Genomic DNA, 17,514 nt, shown 5'->3' with positions numbered 1-17,514 from the left:
ACCTCTTATTTTAAGAGGCACAGAAGAGTGAATTCGACTATTTAAAAAAAATCAAAACTACCGACAAAGCGCTATTTAAATCCGTTTAAATATCTTAATGGGCTATCGTTTTGTCCGAATGGGCTACTCAAAAAATAATTGAGCCTATAACTTTGCGGCTTTAACAACCCTTAAAAATAATTTAAACCAAATCTTATGAAAAAATTTTATTTTTTTATTCTACTCTTTTTAAGTATCAATTATGTTAAAGCACAAAGTCAGGCAGACTATTTAAATTTTGATGGTGTAGATGATTCAGTATCACTAACAAACACATATAGCTCTGTTACCGATTTTACAATTGAAGCTTGGATAAAAACAGATACTGACGGAATAGTTTTATTTAGTATTTCTGGTTATGACAGTAGTTATTTAGCAGTAACTAATGGAAAGCTAACTTATACAACAGGTCGACATGGCTACGGAGGTTTTATTCTTACATCTAATCAAAATGTTGACGATAATACTTGGCATCATGTAGCATTTTCTACAAGCTCAATAAACACAAATGGTCAAGGTAACTTATATATTGATGGTGTTTTAGATAATTCAGGTTCATTCGGTGTATACACAGTTCCAATGGGCTCATTAATTGTTGGAGGTTTTAATAATTCACACTTTAGTGGTTCTATAGATGAATTACGTATTTGGAATGTAATCAGAACTGCTACAGAAATTAATAATGCAAAAAGTAGCGAAATACAATGTAATGAACCGGGTTTAGTAGCCTATTACCAATTTAATAAAGGTATTGATGCAGGCGAAAATACTAATGTAACTAATTTAACTGATATAACGGGAAATGGTAATAATGGAACGTTAACGAATTTTGCTTTAACTGGAACATCTTCAAATTGGTTGGCTGGTTCACCAATAACCTCACTTTCATCTCCACCAGATGTTGTTTCACCAATAGCATATGCACAAGATGACACAGCAACAGCATTAACTGCAACACCAGGTACAAATGGTATAAGTTTATTATGGTATACAGATGCAACGGGAGGAACTGGATCAGTAAATGCGCCAACACCTTCAACTACAACGCTTGGAAATACTACTTACTATGTTTCTAGCGTTAATGCAAATGGTTGTGAAAGTGAAAGAGCAGAAATTGTAGTTACAGTCGCATTACCTGCAACACATTTAAATTTTGATGGTGTTAATGATTATGTTGAAGTGCCTTCAGGAATAAATATAGCTAACTCATCATTTACAGTTGAATTTTATGCTAAACGTGCTTCAAGTGATGTGAATAGTATGGTATTAACCCAAGGATATGAGGTGAATAACGGTCTATTACATATTGGGTTTAGAGACACCAATGATTTTACATTTGCTTTTTGGTACAATGATATAAATATACCAGCTACTAATTATGTTTCTGATAATGCTTGGCACCACTGGTCTTGTGTTTACGACGTAATTAATAGTACAAGACAAGTATATCAAGACGGTATTTTGGTTGGGGAGGATACAGGAGTAGCAACATATAATGGAAATGGAATTCTTCAAATAGGGAAAAGAAATAGTCGTGATTTTTTTAATGGAAATTTAGAGGATCTTCGCATTTGGAATGTTGCACGAACAGCAGAACAAATTAACGGAAGTAAAAATTGCGAATTACAAGGTACTGAAACAGGTTTAATAGCCTACTATAATTTTAATCAAGGTGCCAATTCAGCAACTAACACTTCGGAGACTACAGCTATAGATGCAACAGGTGCAAACAATGGAACATTAACAAATTTTGATTTAACAAGCACAACTTCAAACTGGTTAGCTAACTCTCCAGTAACTACAGGTTCAATAATACCTTCTGAGGCTACAGTTACTACACCAGTAACATATAAGCAAGGTGATACTGCATCACCGTTAACAGCTACAACAGGTACAAATGGTACAGATTTATTTTGGTACACTACTGAAACGGGAGGTACAGGAACAACAACAGCTCCTACACCAGATACTACAACAGTTGGTTCTACCTCTTACTGGGTTTCTAGCGTTAATGCAAATGGATGTGAAAGTGAAAGAACAGAAATTGTAGTTACAGTAGTACTACCTGCAACACATCTTAATTTTGGTAGTTTGAATGACTATGTAGATTGCGGTAACGACCCAAGCTTACAAATTACTGGAAACACAATTACCTTAGAGGCCTATGTGAAATTCAATACTTTTGGTTCAGAACATTGGTTAGGTAATATTATTAATAAAGCAGCACCAACTTCTAGTGGTTATATGCTAAGAGCTGGTGGTAATGGTGCCGTTAATTTTGTTGTAGCAAATTCTGGGTGGCATGAATTAACTACTCCAGATAATACAATTACTCTAGATACTTGGTTTCATATTGCAGGGGTGTATAATGGTACGACATCAAAAATTTACATTGATGGTATTGAGATTGCTTCAACTAATATTGCAATGGGTAATATTGGTAACTCTAATTTTAATGTAAACATAGGGAGAGATCCTCAAGATACAAATAGAGGATTAGATGCATCATTAGACGAAGTTCGTATTTGGAATATTGCCAGAACAGCAGAACAAATTAACGGAAGTAAAAATTGTGAATTACAAGGTACTGAAACAGGATTAGTAGCCTACTATAATTTTAATCAAGGTGCCGACTCATCAACGAATACTTCAGAGACTACAGCTATAGATGTAACAGGTACAAATAATGGAACATTAACAAATTTTGATTTAACAGGCACAACTTCAAATTGGTTAGCTAGTTCTCCAGTAACAACAGGTTCAATAATACCTTCTGAAGCGACAGTTACTACACCAGTGACTTATAACCAAGGTGATACTGCGTCACCATTAACAGCTACAACAGGCTCAAATGGTACGGCTTTATTATGGTATACTACTGAAACTAATGGAACAGGAACAACAACAGCACCTACTCCAGGTACCACAACAGCAGGTTCTACCTCGTACTGGGTTTCCAGCACAAATGACAACGGTTGCGAAAGTGAAAAAACAGAAATTGTAGTAACCGTAGAATCGACGCTTAGCTCTAATAATTTTGATATTAGCAATAAATTAAAAATATACCCAAACCCTGCAACTAACACTATTACCATTGATGTTGATAATTTAACCACTGCAAAATTACAAGTATTAGATCTTACAGGTAAAATTATCAATAACGAAACTCTAGAAAGTATTACAAACAGCATCGATATTACGAAGTATCCTTCTGGAGTATATATGTTTAAAATAATTACAACCGAAGGTACCACAATAAAAAAAGTTATTAAGCAATAATAAAGTTTACAGAAAACCAACTCTATAGTTTTGAGCAATTACTTTATTTGCTAGTTATATAAACTAAGAATGTTTCCTTTACTAGAACGGCTGTATTTTTATGTACAGCCGTTTCTTTTTTTTAAGTTAATACAATCTTGAAGTAAAACCACAGCCATAAGCACAAAAAATTATTTGTAACCTTAACGTCCTTTATAAAACATAAACCTATACTATCAAGCCCTATAAATTATAAAACAACTCGTTTTTATAGTATTTTTGCTTTATTATGAAAGAGCAATCAAAAAGGTTAAACCAACAAGAACTTAAAGAATTTTTAGATGCTAAGGTTTACGAATTTAATAGTCCCAAATTTATTGATAGTGATCCAATTCAAATTCCTCATCAATTCTCTAAAAAGGAAGATATTGAAATCGCGGGGTTTTTAACCGCAACTATTGCTTGGGGAAACCGAAAAAGCATTATTAATAACGCTAATAAGTTAATGACACTTCTAGACCATTCTCCTTACGATTTTATTATAAACCATACAGAAGGTGATCTAGCAAAACTACTTCCTTTTGTACATCGCACTTTTAATGGTGACGATTGTGTTCAATTTATAAAATCGCTACAGCATATCTACAAAAACCATAATGGTTTGGAAGCTGTTTTTGCAAAACATGCCGATAATGCTTTTTTACAGACTTCTATTTCTGAGTTTAAACGTACTTTTTTTGAAATTGATCATTTAAAACGAACTGAAAAACATGTAAGCGATCCGTTAAGAAAATCGGCTGCCAAACGTATTAACATGTTTTTACGCTGGATGGTAAGAAACGATAACACTGGTGTAGATTTCGGTATTTGGAAAAGCCTATCGCCTGCCCTACTATCTTGCCCTTTAGATGTACATTCCGGAAATGTTGCACGTAAACTTGGCCTGTTAGATAGAAAACAAAATGATGCCAAAGCACTTTTGGAATTAGATACCAACTTAAGAAAACTAGATAAAACCGACCCCGTAAAATACGATTTTGCACTTTTTGGTTTAGGCGTTTTTGAAGGATTTTAGCTTCTATTTTTTTATATAAATAATTGAACGGTTTAAGAATTTAATAATAACACAATACTTTTACCTTCTATTTTAACTGTTTTATTATTTTTTTAGCATTAATAATACTAAATTCTAAGTATTTTCGTGTTTCGAAAATACTTTAAGCCCCTAAAGATTCCCTTAAAATGATAGCACCAGATTTCCCTAAAAATGAAAGAGAACGCCTTGCGCAAATTAATAGATATAAACTACTAGATACACTCCCTGAAAGTGATTTCGATAACATAACGAGTTTAGTGGCTACTATTTGCGAAGTTCCTATATCGCTAATTACATTACTCGACTCTGATCGTAATTTTTTAAAATCACATCATGGTATCGACATCCAAGAATCTCCTCGAAATATTTCTTTTTGCGGGCATGCGATATTGCAAGATGATATTTTTATTGTTGAAGATGCTCGAGAAGATATACGCTTTAAAGACAACCCGCTAGTCGCTGGCGTAAATGCTATTTTTTATGCCGGTGTACCGTTAATTACTAAAGAAGGCCTTGCGTTAGGTACTTTATGTATATACGACCATGTACCTAGGAAACTAACAGAAATACAAAAAAAGGCATTAATTACTATTGCCAAGCAAGTTTTAAATCTATTCGATTTAAGATTAAATAATAGATTACTTGCAGAGTCTAAACAAGAATTAACGGACAGAAATAATGAACTTGGAAGATTTGCAAGCCATGTATCTCATGATTTAAAATCGCCTTTGGCTAACATCATGTCGTTAACTACTTTTTTAAAAGAAGATGAAGCCAATACGTTTTCTGAAGAGTCTATTGAATATATCAGTTTTATTGAAGAATCTGCTGAGTCATTGAAAGACTATATAGATGGTATACTTATTCATTATAAGGCGAACGAGTTACTGAATGCTGATAAAGAATACGCAACATTAAATTCTGTTTTTGAAGAAGTACAACGCATTCATTTATTAAATGATAAACAACTAAAATTCAGTAATTACACGGATAGTGTTTTTATAGTAAAAGCTGCTGTAACACAGGTATTAATTAATTTGGTGGACAATGCTTTAAAGTATAACAATAAACCAAATCCTGAAGTTATTTTAGGGTTTTCTGAAAACAAAAATAATTATACTTTTACAGTTAAAGATAATGGTAATGGCATTGCTGAAGCACAACAAGACCAAGTTTTTAAACTGTTTAACAATAACAACCAAGTCGATGTTAAAGGTAAAAAAGGAACTGGTATTGGTTTGTTTACTGTGAAGAATTTAGTTGAAAAATTAGGAGGTACCATTACTCTAAAATCTGAGTTAAATATAGGAAGCATCTTTACTTTTAGTATCGCAAAATAAAGCTAATCGTAAATCTGATACATTTATTTTAAGAAAAAAAAGAAGCGCTACAGATACAAAAAAGACTTTATTACGTAAAATGTAGCTCGCAACTAACTGCGTTAGGGATTGCAGTGAAAAACCCACAGTAAGACCAATGGAATTGGGCTTGCGAGGATTTGTAACGTAAAGCCCGACCCTTTTCAGGTAACGCCCAAATTAAAGTTTTCTACAAAAGTAAAACCCGGCCATGTTTACTTAACGTTTTTAAGTAAACATAGCCGGGCTTTTATAAAATAAATGTTTGTATTTATTTAATCTCTAAAACTTCAAGATCGAAAACAAGATCTTTACCAGCTAAAGGATGATTTCCATCTACAACAATAGATTCGTCTTTAACTTCTACAACAACTAAATTAAATTCTTGTCCATCTGGAGATTTAGACACTAAGCCCATACCTACTTCTGGAGCCATTTCCTGAGGAAGTTCTGATTTTTGAACCTCTTGAATTAAATTCGGGTTAATTTCCCCATATGCCTCTTCTTTAGCAATTGTAATGGTTTTTTTCTCATTCAGTTTCATATCGATTAACCCTTTTTCAAAACCAGGAATTAGTTGTCCTTGTCCTAAAGTAAACTCTATCGGCTCTTTCCCTACTGAACTATCAAAAACTTGTCCGTCTGTTAATTTACCTGTGTAATTTACTTTTACCGTGTTATTCTCTTTTACTTGACTCATACTATAATACTTAATTTTTTAAAAATATTCTTTACATAATTCTTACGCAGCAAATATTTTAGTTTAAACTTTCTAGGCCTGTAGCCACCAAAACCAAGCCAAAAGCCAAAAAGTGAGAATGAATATTAAAAAACTCATGATTTGTTAAATTATTATTCAAAAAAAACAGCTTGCAGCCCTTTGGTAGCAATACTCGATGGTTTTTAAATAATTTTAGAAATAATGGTGATTAAAAATTAAATAATCAGTAAATGTGTCAGTTATGATTTAAAAAAATCATTAAAAATGCACTTTCAATCTTTATTGAAATTCCAAAGTATGGTCTAATTCTTTACAAAACTCATTATTATCAACACAAAGTATGCTTAATGTTTCAATTAATAATTGATTTAACCTTTCGCTTTCTGGATTTACTTTATAAGCCAATTTAAACTCAGAATACGCACCAAGAGGATGATTATTTAACAACCGATTTTCACCCGAATTTACAAGAAAAGAAAAAGTTTCTAAATCTTTTTTCTTTGTGATATTGATAACAGCTTGTGTATGCTTATCGGAATAATCTATAAAATGTTTAATTGTAAAAACGGACAGCAGTAAAGTGCAAAAAACAAAAAGAACTGTTATCAATCCTTTTAGTTTTTTGTTCTCTTTTCTATTAACCTGTAACTTAAATGTTCGTGAATATTTGGGTAACGCCGTAAAAGATTTCAAAGGTTGTTTTTTGAACATCTTTTTTTGCGGATCTCTGGAATAAATCCACTGCTGTAAGCCTAAACCCATGTATCCTCCCATAATATATCTTTAATATATAAGTAGATATTTAGAATAAAATGTTACAGTTATAATCAAAAAAAACCTTCCAGAATAAGTAATCTGAAAGGTTTTAAAGTTCTATTTAGAAGCCGCTTTTAGCGAATCTATTTCTTTCTTTAATTTTTCAATTTCCAATACCTTTTTTTCTTCTTGAAGTTGTTTTAGCAACTCATCGTTAGACATCGGTTTTATAGAATCTATTGGTTGCGGTACGGCGTCAATTTGCTTAGTTTCTTCTAGAAAGTACTTGCCAATACCTTCACTAGATCTCCAAGCTTCGTTTAACTGATCGTAAACTGTTTTATCCCATTGACTCGGGTGTTTTACATCAATCCAAACAACATCGCGATATTCACTATCTACTAATGCCAAATCTGGAGTTGCAGAGCCATCAAAATTATTAGAATCTTCGCGAATTGCCGATATAGTACCTAAGAAAAACATTCTACGGCGTCCTGCGATATCTTTGATATAAGGACGAAACTCAACAGGTTTATTTACCGACCAATCGAATTCCTTACGCGACTCAATAACCTTTAAAGGCATAGCAGAAACTCCGGCATAACCTTGTTTTTTAGATGCATGATCGTAATAATAAAAAGCATTACTACCATCTGCAGGCACAAAAACACTATACGATAAACTGGTACGTTCATTCCCTACAGGCTCTAAACCAAACCAATGATAAAGGCCGCTGTAAGCGTTTGTATTAGTATCAGAGAAATCAAAATCGGTTACAAAGGGTTGTTTATTTTGATCATCGGCTAAATTCGGGATCTTAACAGCTGTTTCCATATTCCATGGTAACGGATCGCTAAAACCACCCAAGAATTTTAAAGATTCGGCCTGTAAACGTGATACCTTTTCGGCTAAGGTATTTTGGCCAATTAAGTAAGGATGATTTTTCATCTCCTCGGCACTAATATAAGTTCCTTTCCCAATTAAAATACGCTCAATGTAATCGTTAAAATCGTGCTCTCCACTATCTATAACCATAACACCTCCATAAGTTGGGTAAGGAAACAAAAAACCTTTCCATTTTATTAAACTCACTACTTCTACCCATTTACCAGCATCATTTTTCATGTAGTAGGTATCACTAGGTTCCATGGTAAATAATTGGAAAATATTAAAACGTTGCACTACGGCATTGTAAGTGTTACGGCTAAATTTTAAAGACTCGCCAATAGAAAATGTTACAGGAATACGATTTTCACTAGAAAAACGAGGAAATGGCGTTGTACTAGACACAGCGAACACCTCTTCCGTATTATCCGTCATACCTTGCCATCTGTATTTCTCAGTGGGTTGTATGGCCATAGTCCATTTATTTTCGGTTCCAACACGAACCAAATGTGGTAATGAAACATCTTTAGTTTCACCCACACTTTCATTCGCCATAGAATACACGTTGCGCATAGGTTGTATACGCTCGTTTTGTGTTAGCGGCAACTCGTTAATTTCAATGCGGTTTAAGTTATTGTAAACGTTGTAAGTTTTCATGTATTCGTACATTTTAAACTGCCATCCAACCACATATAATATTCCGAAAAATATTATTAAAACAACCAGCATACCTAATCTACCACCTGTACTTACCGAGTTTCTAAACTTGCGCAAACCAAAAAATAAAACCACAGCACTAAGCAGAATAACAAAAATGTATTTTCTAACAAATAGTAAAGCCGGTTGGTAATCGTCTCGTAAAACAAATAATAAAATAAGTAAAACTAAAAAACCAATTACGGTTACTGTTTTTTGCTTTTTTCCTTTATTCCAATAATTTTTAATCATTTCTATATTGTAAAATTTTTATTCTTTTTGTTTTGGTTTACACTTAGCGCGAAACCATTATAAACCTTGCTGCAATACGTTTTTCATTGCCATTCTTTCCATTGAAAACGTATCGGAGTTTTCATCTAAAAAGTTAATCAAAAGTATATTTTTTTTAATCAATTCTATGGTGTTAAAACCAGTTGTTTTATCCATTTGCTTTGCCTTTTTCAAAACTTCAAAAATAAGCTCTGTTAATCTTTCAACGTGTTCTTCATTTAGATCTTTAATTACGCTTTTAAAATCATCATTAGGCATTATAGAAATAGCATTTAAAGATAAATCAAAAGTACTTTTTAAAACCGTATCAGTTTCCTCAACAGCAACATCAATGTCGTTAGGTTCAATGTCTACAACTTTACTAATTAATGTTTTTAAGAGCAATGTTAGACGTTGAATTTCTCTAAGTAATGTATCTTTCTCGTTAATCACAATTCCTTTTATTTAAATAATATAAGTTTCGTTTTTCAAAACAAAAAATATTACAAAAGCCCTTTATCTTTCAATCTCTCACGTGCACTTTTTTCTTCAACTTTTGGCTGCTCTCGTTTTACAGTTTCTATTTCGAGATCATCTTTACTCGTTAAATCTTCAATAAAATCCTTTCCTTTTTCAATAGTGTCTTGCATAATATCTTCAAGCGAATCCGTTTGCTCTTCAATAACTTCACTAGATTTAAAAATAAAATTAGCCAAATACGTCCCAATTATGGTACCTACTATCATAGAAGCAAATATAGAAATTGTGGCTACATCTATCGGAATTAAAAAACGGACAACTACAATACCAATTAAAAATAGAAAACCAACAAAAACCAAGCGCAGTAAAAACGACTGCTTGTACACAAAACCTGTTTTATCCTCAGGTTTCATTTGTAGAGCTTTCGAGTTTATAACCTTATTAAAAAAACGATAAAGTCCATTATTTCTAGATTCTCTCCAGTAAATAAAAATTCCGAAAAGGACAGCTGCAATAAAGATTATAAGTTCTAATGTCATGATGTTTTGTTTGTTTTTATGCTATTTTATATCGCTTTCGCGGAAAAAGAACAAGCTTATTTTATAGTGTTAGTCTATTTGTTTTAAATATTGTTACTAATAGTTTCTATAGCCCAATCTTTTAAGGATTCATCCCAAGTTTCAAAACTACTGTAAAATGCTTCTTTATCGAACCAATACATAAACAATACATCTTTGGGCGAAATATTTACCAATAGCATCCAAATTAAATCTTGATGTTTGGCAGATAAAGACGAATGCGGTTGGTGCAGTGCTTCGTACATTTTAGAATCTACAATATCGGAAATTTTATATTGATTACTCGTTTCCAGCTTTTCTAAATAACGCTCTACACTCATTACTTTTTTACGAGCTTTAATGTCGAGTTTATTTAAATAACTTTTATATAAAATCGGATCGTTTAAAATATCTTTTATAGGGTGTTGCGTATCTTTTAAATACGTGGCCATCTCATATTTTTTTACACGTTCGTAACGTTTGTCCTTTACAACCTCGTCTAAATTGCATTCTATAATAACGTGATCACGAAGCTTAGCCATAAGTTCGGGTTGCGAAATATGGAATATTAAAACATCGTAATTAGTATCTTTTATAGCTTCCTTATGCCAAGTTTCATCTTCAAAAACAACAATAGGCGTAATAAAATCTCGCAATACATAAACACCTCCAAAAGCACGCGTATAAAACGAACTTGTGGAATATTCAAGTTCGTGTAAATCTAAATCGCGTTCGCGTAAATCGCCATGCTTCTTTGCGGATTGTAATAAAGCAGCCTGAATATTTTCGTCTATAAAATTCTGATCCCTATTGAAAGTTTTAACCAGTTCGCGTTGCTGTTTTTGAACGTTAAGCAAATCGTTAATTAAATGAAAATGGATGTTTACCGTTTTGTACTTTAAAACATCTAAAGGCTCGTAAAACGCATCAATACCTTGATCGAAATCTAAACAAATAGCACAATCTCTTGTGATATCTTTAATTTTATCACCATGAATTTTAAATACAAATTTCATGAGTTCTCTATCGAACGTATGAAACGGTAAATACACCGGTTTTCCTTTTTGTAAAGGCGAAATTATAATACCATGCGGATTAGCCTCTCCGTTATTCAGGTAATTTATTTCACCCTTTTCTTCTGCTACTTGTGGACTCCAACCGATACCATCAATTTGAAAAGACTTTAATTTTGTTTCCGAAAAACCAAGCTTTACCAAACATTTGTTGTAACGCTCGACGAGTTTCCCGCTCACTGAAATGAGTTCGCTTCGGTATAAATTCGCTTCTAGTAATTTTTGCATGTTTATTTCTTTAATACTTTGAGCTTATTATTACTCACGGTATACTTTGATTCAGTAATTATTACATTCTTTTTTACTCTCTTGTCAACTTATTAGTTATGTAAAAAAACTATTTCAAATAATTATCTTCTTTATTTCATTTTAGTTTTCTTTATCAGAGAATTATAATAGTTCTCTAACTCCATTGCCTGTTTCAAGTGCATTTCTCTATATGTAATTTCTTTTAAAACCAAATCACTCAATTCACTCAACTCTAAATCATTATAATTCTTATTAATAATACTCTCGATAGTTTTATTTTTCATATAAATTGAAATATGATTTCTATAAGAAATTAAACTTGGCCTATATGAAAACAATTCTTCCGCAAGCAATAAAACTTTATCACTATTTTGTTTTAGGGCAATATCTAATTTGTAAAATAACAACATGTCTCTAACTTCATTATTCCTTATTTCAATATTATCTATGTAACTTAGAGCTTTGCCATACTCACCATTAAAGTAATAAAATTTTATTTTTTTCATTAATACTCCTCTATCAACCAATTTATTTTTAAATACATTTTTCTGAATTTCAATAGAACTTTGATATAAATCATTGAGGTTATCTAACATATAACTTAAACTTGGATTTACAGCATGTACTACTTTTCCATTTAAATTCATCATTGCATTTATACCATAATCACTTAGATCATATGTGTTAAGTTTATTTCGAATTTCATCAAGTAAAATTATCTCATTTGTGTTTAGATAATCACTAAATATATTTATTCTATCAATAGTTTTTTCGATATTCAAACTTCTACCAAAAAGCCTTCTACCTATTGGGTCCAGTTTATCTTTTATATTTTCATCATATAAAAATGATTCATTCATACATTTATTCTGAAGTCCAATTTTTATATCTTCTTTTGTGATTTTACCTGCTATTATTTTATTCTGATAACCTGATGCTATTGGGAATTTTGAATTCAAAATTATATCAAATAAAGCAAACAAATCATTCAAAATTTTTATAAAGTCTTTATCTATTTTTATTCTTACTTTATTTACACGTCTATTTTGAGGTAAAAAAGAAAAAACCAACCAAAATATTATTGCAGCCAAGATGGATAAGATAATAGGATAAATAAAGTCTTTAAAAATTTCATTTTCAGGACTATGTATTAACTTATAAATATCTGCCGTCGATTTCCTTATACTATCATTTTGTATTCTTAAATGACTATTTACTTCTTGTATCTCCCTTACCTTCTGGCTCAGGCTATCAATTTTACTTTCTAAAATGTCTTCGTGCAATTCTAATTTAGAATCATTTTTCTCCAACAAAACCTTAGTTTCTTTTTGAGCAAAACCGTTTAATGAAATTACAGTTAAAATTAAAACAAAGATTTCCTTCATTAGTTTCTATTGATTAAACCTAAATTATTAATAATAGCATACTGCAACAAAACAATAGTCCGCATATCTTGAATTTCACCATTATTAAGCATCTCTATCGCTTCTTCAACAGGTAATTCTAGCACTTCAATATCTTCAGTTTCAGTTTCTACACCGCCGCCTTCGCTCACCTTCATATCATCGGTATACTCCGCAATAAAAAAATGCATTTTCTCGGTCATTACACCAGGCGACGTATAGGCTTCGTAAACTTTGGTTACTTTATTTATACGGTAACCTACTTCTTCTTCTGTTTCTCTAATAATACAGTCTTCCGGATTGTCTTTATCCAACATCCCTGCAGTAATTTCTACCAAAAAGCCATCCTCATTATCGTTTTGATATGTAGGCATTCTAAACTGTTTGGTTAAAATAACCGTTTGCTTTTCGGTATTGTAAAGTAAAATTCCTGCGCCATCTCCTCTATCGTAAACTTCGCGCATTTGGTTAACCCAAGTACCGTTAGACATTAAATAGTCAAAACTTAATTTTTTAAGAATGTAATAATTATCAGAAAGCAACGTGCTTTTTATATTTTTTAATCTATTAGATGCCATTTTCAAAAGTTTTTCTTGCTGCTGTTTCTATATTTAATTGGTTTACTCTAGCGTCAACTTTGCGCTTAAAATCGGTATCGGCAATAGTGGCAACGTTATCTAAATAACGTACTACTTCCTGACGTCTAATTTCAGAAAAATCTAAACCTTTCATATTCCCTTTCATCACTTCCTGAAGCATATTAAACTTGGTGTCGTAATCTTGTTTGAAATAAGTTTCAGGGTTTTCAAACCAGCTTTCTTCTAAATCAAAATCGGTAAGACGTAAAGAAATAGCAGACTGAATATTTCTAACATCACGAGATGAAAAGAACGGAAAAGCCTTTTGCATTTCTTGATACAAATTAGCATAAAACAAATGCTCGTTACTTTTAAATTTAGCTTCCACCTTATCGCAAATAGCATGCACTCTAGCTTCACTAGGTTTGCTAGATGTATTTAATATTTCACCCATGTTTTTAGAAAGCCCTTGATCACTTAAATACTTATAACTTTCAGGGTTTTCCATGTTTACAAAATCGGGTAAAGATTGGTTTAGTTTATTCCACCAAATGTAATCTTGATCTAAAAAATCGTGTTCCGTTCGGGCTCCATCAATTTTAAAACGACCTTGTACACGAGAAATCACGGCTTTATCTAGCATTTCGGGTAAATTAGTGAACAAACCAATAGAACTGTTACCATAATTTACGGCATAAGCGCCTTCTGTATAACGTAAAAACACGCCAATAACTTCTTTTACACCTGCAGATACGCCTTGAGCTGTACGCTCTTGTAAATTATTTTCGGCATCATCAATAGGTGCAAAAATCAATTTTGCAGGATCTTGCATCGGTTTCATCCACTCTACCATTTTTTCTGCCGATCCACCTTGGAATGTAGAAATTAAAGTATCTGGCATAGGGTGAAACAAAAACGGGATTTCTAAATTATCGCAATGCTCTTTTAAACGTGTCGCAATAGCAGCTATAAGCATACTTTTTCCTGTACCAGGAATTCCGTAGCCCATAAAAACGGGCATAAACCCTCCAAGTTCCTGAAACGGATTCTTTTTTGCCGTAAAATCGTAACTCAGCATACGCTCTGTTAAACGACGCGCAAAGTGCTTCGCATCTCGGTTACCTACAATTTGTTCAAATTTTATTTTGTTGAATTCAATACTTTTGGCAGTTCCCGAAAACACATTATTCCAGCCAGATATAGCAAACTCCGATTTTTCGAGTTTATACGTTCTATCTTCAATGGTTTCCGTATACTCTAAACTACTTTTTCTAAGTTGAATTTCGCCAATTAAAGCCTCAAAATATACCACTGTAAAATCGATAACATCTTTATCAGACTTTACAATTTCCGGGTGTCCAAGGTATTTATCAAAATAAAACAAACTACACGCAATTCCTTTTAAAGGTGATAACAATGAAACCTCCGGAATACCGGCAAATTTCTGTTTCATAACCGATAAATCGTCTGAAGCAAAAGGTTTTAAATCGTTTAGAATTTTATAAGCTGTAGAAAATAACATGAACGCCGTTGCAGTATGCATTTTACTTTCAAACTCACGTTTTCCGTTAGAATCTAAAGCCGATTTATTTTCGTTTAAACTAGATAATCCCGAAGCATCATAATAGCTATCCTTAATCCAAATGCCCAAAGTAATCCCTTCCTGCACAGCATAAAGAGTTTGATTTAAATGAATAGGAAGCGCTACAGAATCGGGCAATAATCGCTTTTTTAAGGCTAAAATCGTTTTAGAAACCGAGGTAATATCTACCGAAGAACCGCTATTTGCTCTAGATAAATAGAGTAAAATAGATTCGTCTTTAGCATCCTTATCTTTATTTTTCGCTCTTGAGCCTTGCTCCCATTGCACACTTTTTAAGTATGATGAAGCCTCGTCGCGAAGCATATCGAGTTCGGTAAGTTTTATCGGGAAAGTTGAGTTGTGTTCCATTTTTTTAGTTCGCAGTATTCAGTTTTCAGTAATCAGTCACTAATACTCAGTAAAACAGTTCTCTGTATTAACGTATTGGTATCTAATCTTTCTTTAAATATTCTCTGCTTTTTTTAGTTAAACTTTTCTGGGTTTTTCATCATGTAATTAATGAGTTTCCCTATTTCTTCACTTTTATATTGTAATTCTTGTCTTTTTTCTTTTGAAATATAATCGCAAGCTAATGCAAAATCGAGCCATAATTGTGTTTCGGAATTTTCACTATCCGCATCGGATAGTTTACTTTTAAAATGTTTTCATACTGGCGTTTTCTATAACCCTCAGCAATATTTGAACATACCGATCGACTTGATCTGACTATTTGAGAAATTAAAGCATATTGCTCAGAATTAGGAAAGCTTTTAGTGAGATGAAATATTTCCATCGCTAAATCGAATCCTTTTTGATAAGCCAATAATGTTTTAAAACTCATTTTATTTCAATTCTTCTACTTTATACTTTTTTCCTCCTTCACATTCAAATACGCTATGACTGCCTACTGAATACTGCAACTGAGTACTTTTCTACTTTTTAATATCTATTTTTAAACCCGAGACTTCAAACGGTGCTTTCGCTAATCCGTCTAACAACTCTGGCGTTTTATTGTATAATAATTGAATAATACGGTGTGGTGCAAAAATGTATTTCTGCTTAAATACCGTATCCCATTTTTGGAGGGTTTGCTTGCTAAAAAAACTACCTTCTTTAAATTCACTTCCAGATGCAACTTCGTCTATTTCTAAAGAAATGGCATAAGACTCTAAGGGAATTTCCTTTTTAGCAATAGATTCTAAAATAGTATGGGTTACTAAGTTTTCATCTTTTGCAAATACGTTGTGTATAGGTCCCAAATCAACACGCTTTATAAGTTTAGGAGATACTTTAGGCAATTTCCTATCTATGGTATACGCCATAGTATCTAACGACATTTTACGATCTGATGTGGTTTTTAAGACCTCGTAAATTTCATCCTTGTAATCGTTTATTCGGCTACCATCATAATTAAAGTACATAAAACAGATAAACGGTCTGTTTAACGACACATCAAAAAACGACCAGCTTATTAATAAATCTGCTATCGAGTTCTGCGGTGCGCCCAATATTTTGCCTTGTACAAAACGATTAAAAATATATTCTTTCTTTACTGATGAATAATACACAATAGATGCCGCTTGAAACAACTTTCGTTTAGAAATTGGTTGTTTTTTGTGCATTAGAGTGTTTAAAAAATCTTCTTTTAAAGTTGCTATTGGTGTTAGCTTTTCTAAATATTCTTGACGCAATTCTAGATCGTTAAACAGATACCGGAATTCTAAATAATTTGGAAAACCAGACTCGGTTAAATCGACTTTCATATTATCTTCATCGTCATACATATATTTAATACGCATGGCTTCGATGGAATATAATAGTAAATCTGAATATTGCTTGAATAACTGAACTTCTTGCTCATTACAAAGTTTTTGCCTTTGCACGGCCACTATAAGTTCTTTAAAAACAAAGTCGACCATTTTATGATAAAAGACATACTGCTCCTTGGAATCGAGAATGGCAGAGTCTAATGGTGTAACTATTTGGTTTATTGACATTTATTTTAATTAAATATGAATCTTTACAGATTGTTTATTTTGATGTTCTTTCGAAAATAACATCGCCTGTTTTTAATAACACCTTTCCTGCCTTTATGCTTCTGGATAGGTGAATTACACTTAAATCTTTTCCGTTTCTTAAATATTCAAGAATAACCCCATTTTCTAAATTGGCGTTTGGCCCCATAATTTTAATGGAATTCTCGGTTTCTTTAGTGCTCCAAGCCCCTATAATCGTTTTAATTTCATCGCCTTTGGAAATTAAAAAATGAGCAGTATAATCTTTTTTTAAATCAATTTCGAGAATAGAACTAGCTCTATATTTTTTAGCGGCTGGTGAATAACTATTTTGAATCCACTTACCAATAAAGTCCTTATCATCCTGATTTTGGTTGATACTTGTTATTGTATGGTTTGTGCTAGGTTGGAAAGTAGCTTTAGTTTTAAAAGATGTTAAGGTGATAAAAGCAGATAAAACAATGATGATTTGTAATGATTTCATTTGGCTATTTTAAA

At 32.3% G+C, this 17,514-nt stretch carries 15 protein-coding genes and 1 pseudogene; 3 read left to right on the top strand and 13 right to left on the bottom strand.

The genetic code is table 11. The features are described from left to right. Positions 1-195: 195 nt before the first annotated feature. The 3 genes from DFQ06_RS01300 (at position 196) to DFQ06_RS01290 (ending at position 5,733) form a co-directional block, all read left to right on the top strand. Positions 196-3,318, top strand: coding sequence for a LamG-like jellyroll fold domain-containing protein (locus DFQ06_RS01300; protein ID WP_133965586.1), 3,123 nt, complete (start codon positions 196-198; stop codon positions 3,316-3,318). 268 nt (positions 3,319-3,586) lie between these two features. Further along, positions 3,587-4,372 (top strand): TIGR02757 family protein, encoded by a 786-nt coding sequence (locus DFQ06_RS01295; protein ID WP_133965584.1) that lies wholly within the window; start codon positions 3,587-3,589, stop codon positions 4,370-4,372. Positions 4,373-4,539: 167 nt separating this feature from the next. Then, positions 4,540-5,733 carry a sensor histidine kinase gene (locus DFQ06_RS01290; protein ID WP_133965582.1) on the top strand — a complete coding sequence of 398 codons (1,194 nt, stop codon included), beginning with the start codon at positions 4,540-4,542 and terminating at the stop codon, positions 5,731-5,733. Positions 5,734-6,022: 289 nt separating this feature from the next. Here the strand turns inward: DFQ06_RS01290 and DFQ06_RS01285 are convergent, their stop codons facing one another. The 13 genes and pseudogenes from DFQ06_RS01285 to DFQ06_RS01230 form a co-directional block, all read right to left on the bottom strand. Then, on the bottom strand, positions 6,023-6,451 hold the full coding sequence (locus DFQ06_RS01285) for an FKBP-type peptidyl-prolyl cis-trans isomerase (RefSeq protein ID WP_074936382.1): 429 nt from the start codon (positions 6,449-6,451) through the stop codon (positions 6,023-6,025). Between the two features lie 300 nt (positions 6,452-6,751). After that, positions 6,752-7,246: a hypothetical protein gene (locus DFQ06_RS01280; RefSeq protein ID WP_133965580.1), complete on the bottom strand. Its 495-nt coding sequence runs from the start codon at positions 7,244-7,246 to the stop codon at positions 6,752-6,754. 99 nt (positions 7,247-7,345) lie between these two features. Beyond that, positions 7,346-9,061 (bottom strand): hypothetical protein, encoded by a 1,716-nt coding sequence (locus tag DFQ06_RS01275; RefSeq protein WP_042503791.1) that lies wholly within the window; start codon positions 9,059-9,061, stop codon positions 7,346-7,348. Positions 9,062-9,118: 57 nt separating this feature from the next. Next, positions 9,119-9,532, bottom strand: a complete 414-nt coding sequence (locus DFQ06_RS01270) for a hypothetical protein (RefSeq protein ID WP_074936388.1) — start codon at positions 9,530-9,532, stop codon at positions 9,119-9,121. Between the two features lie 50 nt (positions 9,533-9,582). Beyond that, the gene (locus DFQ06_RS01265) at positions 9,583-10,098 is read right to left on the bottom strand and encodes a hypothetical protein (protein ID WP_042494713.1); all 516 of its coding nucleotides are present in this window, start codon (positions 10,096-10,098) and stop codon (positions 9,583-9,585) included. A gap of 83 nt (positions 10,099-10,181) precedes the next feature. Continuing rightward, a complete protein-coding gene (locus DFQ06_RS01260; protein ID WP_133965578.1) occupies positions 10,182-11,417 on the bottom strand; it encodes a DUF6638 family protein in 1,236 nt (411 codons plus the stop codon). A 131-nt stretch (positions 11,418-11,548) separates the two neighbouring features. Next, positions 11,549-12,823 (bottom strand): hypothetical protein, encoded by a 1,275-nt coding sequence (locus tag DFQ06_RS01255; protein WP_133965576.1) that lies wholly within the window; start codon positions 12,821-12,823, stop codon positions 11,549-11,551. After that, positions 12,823-13,419 carry an NUDIX domain-containing protein gene (locus DFQ06_RS01250; protein ID WP_133965574.1) on the bottom strand — a complete coding sequence of 199 codons (597 nt, stop codon included), beginning with the start codon at positions 13,417-13,419 and terminating at the stop codon, positions 12,823-12,825. The genes DFQ06_RS01255 and DFQ06_RS01250 overlap by 1 nt, the downstream gene beginning before the upstream one ends. After that, the gene (locus DFQ06_RS01245) at positions 13,409-15,370 is read right to left on the bottom strand and encodes an AAA family ATPase (protein ID WP_133965572.1); all 1,962 of its coding nucleotides are present in this window, start codon (positions 15,368-15,370) and stop codon (positions 13,409-13,411) included. Before DFQ06_RS01245 ends, DFQ06_RS01250 begins: the two co-directional genes overlap by 11 nt. Before the next feature lie 113 nt (positions 15,371-15,483). Next, positions 15,484-15,606 (bottom strand): annotated as a pseudogene (locus DFQ06_RS19630) (four helix bundle protein); the annotation flags it as partial. Beyond that, the gene (locus DFQ06_RS19625; protein WP_317129995.1) at positions 15,591-15,794 is read right to left on the bottom strand and encodes a four helix bundle protein; all 204 of its coding nucleotides are present in this window, start codon (positions 15,792-15,794) and stop codon (positions 15,591-15,593) included. The gene DFQ06_RS19625 and the pseudogene DFQ06_RS19630, both read right to left, overlap by 16 nt. 139 nt (positions 15,795-15,933) lie before the next feature. Beyond that, on the bottom strand, positions 15,934-16,998 hold the full coding sequence (locus DFQ06_RS01235; protein WP_042494708.1) for a hypothetical protein: 1,065 nt from the start codon (positions 16,996-16,998) through the stop codon (positions 15,934-15,936). Between the two features lie 34 nt (positions 16,999-17,032). Continuing rightward, a complete protein-coding gene (locus tag DFQ06_RS01230) occupies positions 17,033-17,500 on the bottom strand; it encodes a hypothetical protein (RefSeq protein WP_133965570.1) in 468 nt (155 codons plus the stop codon). Positions 17,501-17,514: the final 14 nt, after the last annotated feature.

Source organism: Algibacter lectus, from assembly GCF_004368925.1.
GTDB lineage: Bacteria > Bacteroidota > Bacteroidia > Flavobacteriales > Flavobacteriaceae > Algibacter > Algibacter lectus.
Note: the sequence above shows the minus strand (reverse complement) of the source record. Positions and strands in the feature narration are given on the sequence as shown.

Excerpts from the sequence above, each read along its gene's own strand:
- DFQ06_RS19625 (WP_317129995.1), bottom strand. The coding sequence starts at position 15,794 with ATGGAAATATTTCATCTCACTAAAAGCTTTCCTAATTCTGAGCAATAT.
- DFQ06_RS01300 (WP_133965586.1), top strand. The coding sequence starts at position 196 with ATGAAAAAATTTTATTTTTTTATTCTACTCTTTTTAAGTATCAATTAT.
- DFQ06_RS01235 (WP_042494708.1), bottom strand. The coding sequence starts at position 16,998 with ATGTCAATAAACCAAATAGTTACACCATTAGACTCTGCCATTCTCGAT.
- DFQ06_RS01295 (WP_133965584.1), top strand. The coding sequence starts at position 3,587 with ATGAAAGAGCAATCAAAAAGGTTAAACCAACAAGAACTTAAAGAATTT.
- DFQ06_RS01285 (WP_074936382.1), bottom strand. The coding sequence starts at position 6,451 with ATGAGTCAAGTAAAAGAGAATAACACGGTAAAAGTAAATTACACAGGT.
- DFQ06_RS01260 (WP_133965578.1), bottom strand. The coding sequence starts at position 11,417 with ATGCAAAAATTACTAGAAGCGAATTTATACCGAAGCGAACTCATTTCA.
- DFQ06_RS01255 (WP_133965576.1), bottom strand. The coding sequence starts at position 12,823 with ATGAAGGAAATCTTTGTTTTAATTTTAACTGTAATTTCATTAAACGGT.
- DFQ06_RS01290 (WP_133965582.1), top strand. The coding sequence starts at position 4,540 with ATGATAGCACCAGATTTCCCTAAAAATGAAAGAGAACGCCTTGCGCAA.
- DFQ06_RS01230 (WP_133965570.1), bottom strand. The coding sequence starts at position 17,500 with ATGAAATCATTACAAATCATCATTGTTTTATCTGCTTTTATCACCTTA.
- DFQ06_RS01250 (WP_133965574.1), bottom strand. The coding sequence starts at position 13,419 with ATGGCATCTAATAGATTAAAAAATATAAAAAGCACGTTGCTTTCTGAT.
- DFQ06_RS01280 (WP_133965580.1), bottom strand. The coding sequence starts at position 7,246 with ATGGGAGGATACATGGGTTTAGGCTTACAGCAGTGGATTTATTCCAGA.
- DFQ06_RS01265 (WP_042494713.1), bottom strand. The coding sequence starts at position 10,098 with ATGACATTAGAACTTATAATCTTTATTGCAGCTGTCCTTTTCGGAATT.
- DFQ06_RS01245 (WP_133965572.1), bottom strand. The coding sequence starts at position 15,370 with ATGGAACACAACTCAACTTTCCCGATAAAACTTACCGAACTCGATATG.
- DFQ06_RS01275 (WP_042503791.1), bottom strand. The coding sequence starts at position 9,061 with ATGATTAAAAATTATTGGAATAAAGGAAAAAAGCAAAAAACAGTAACC.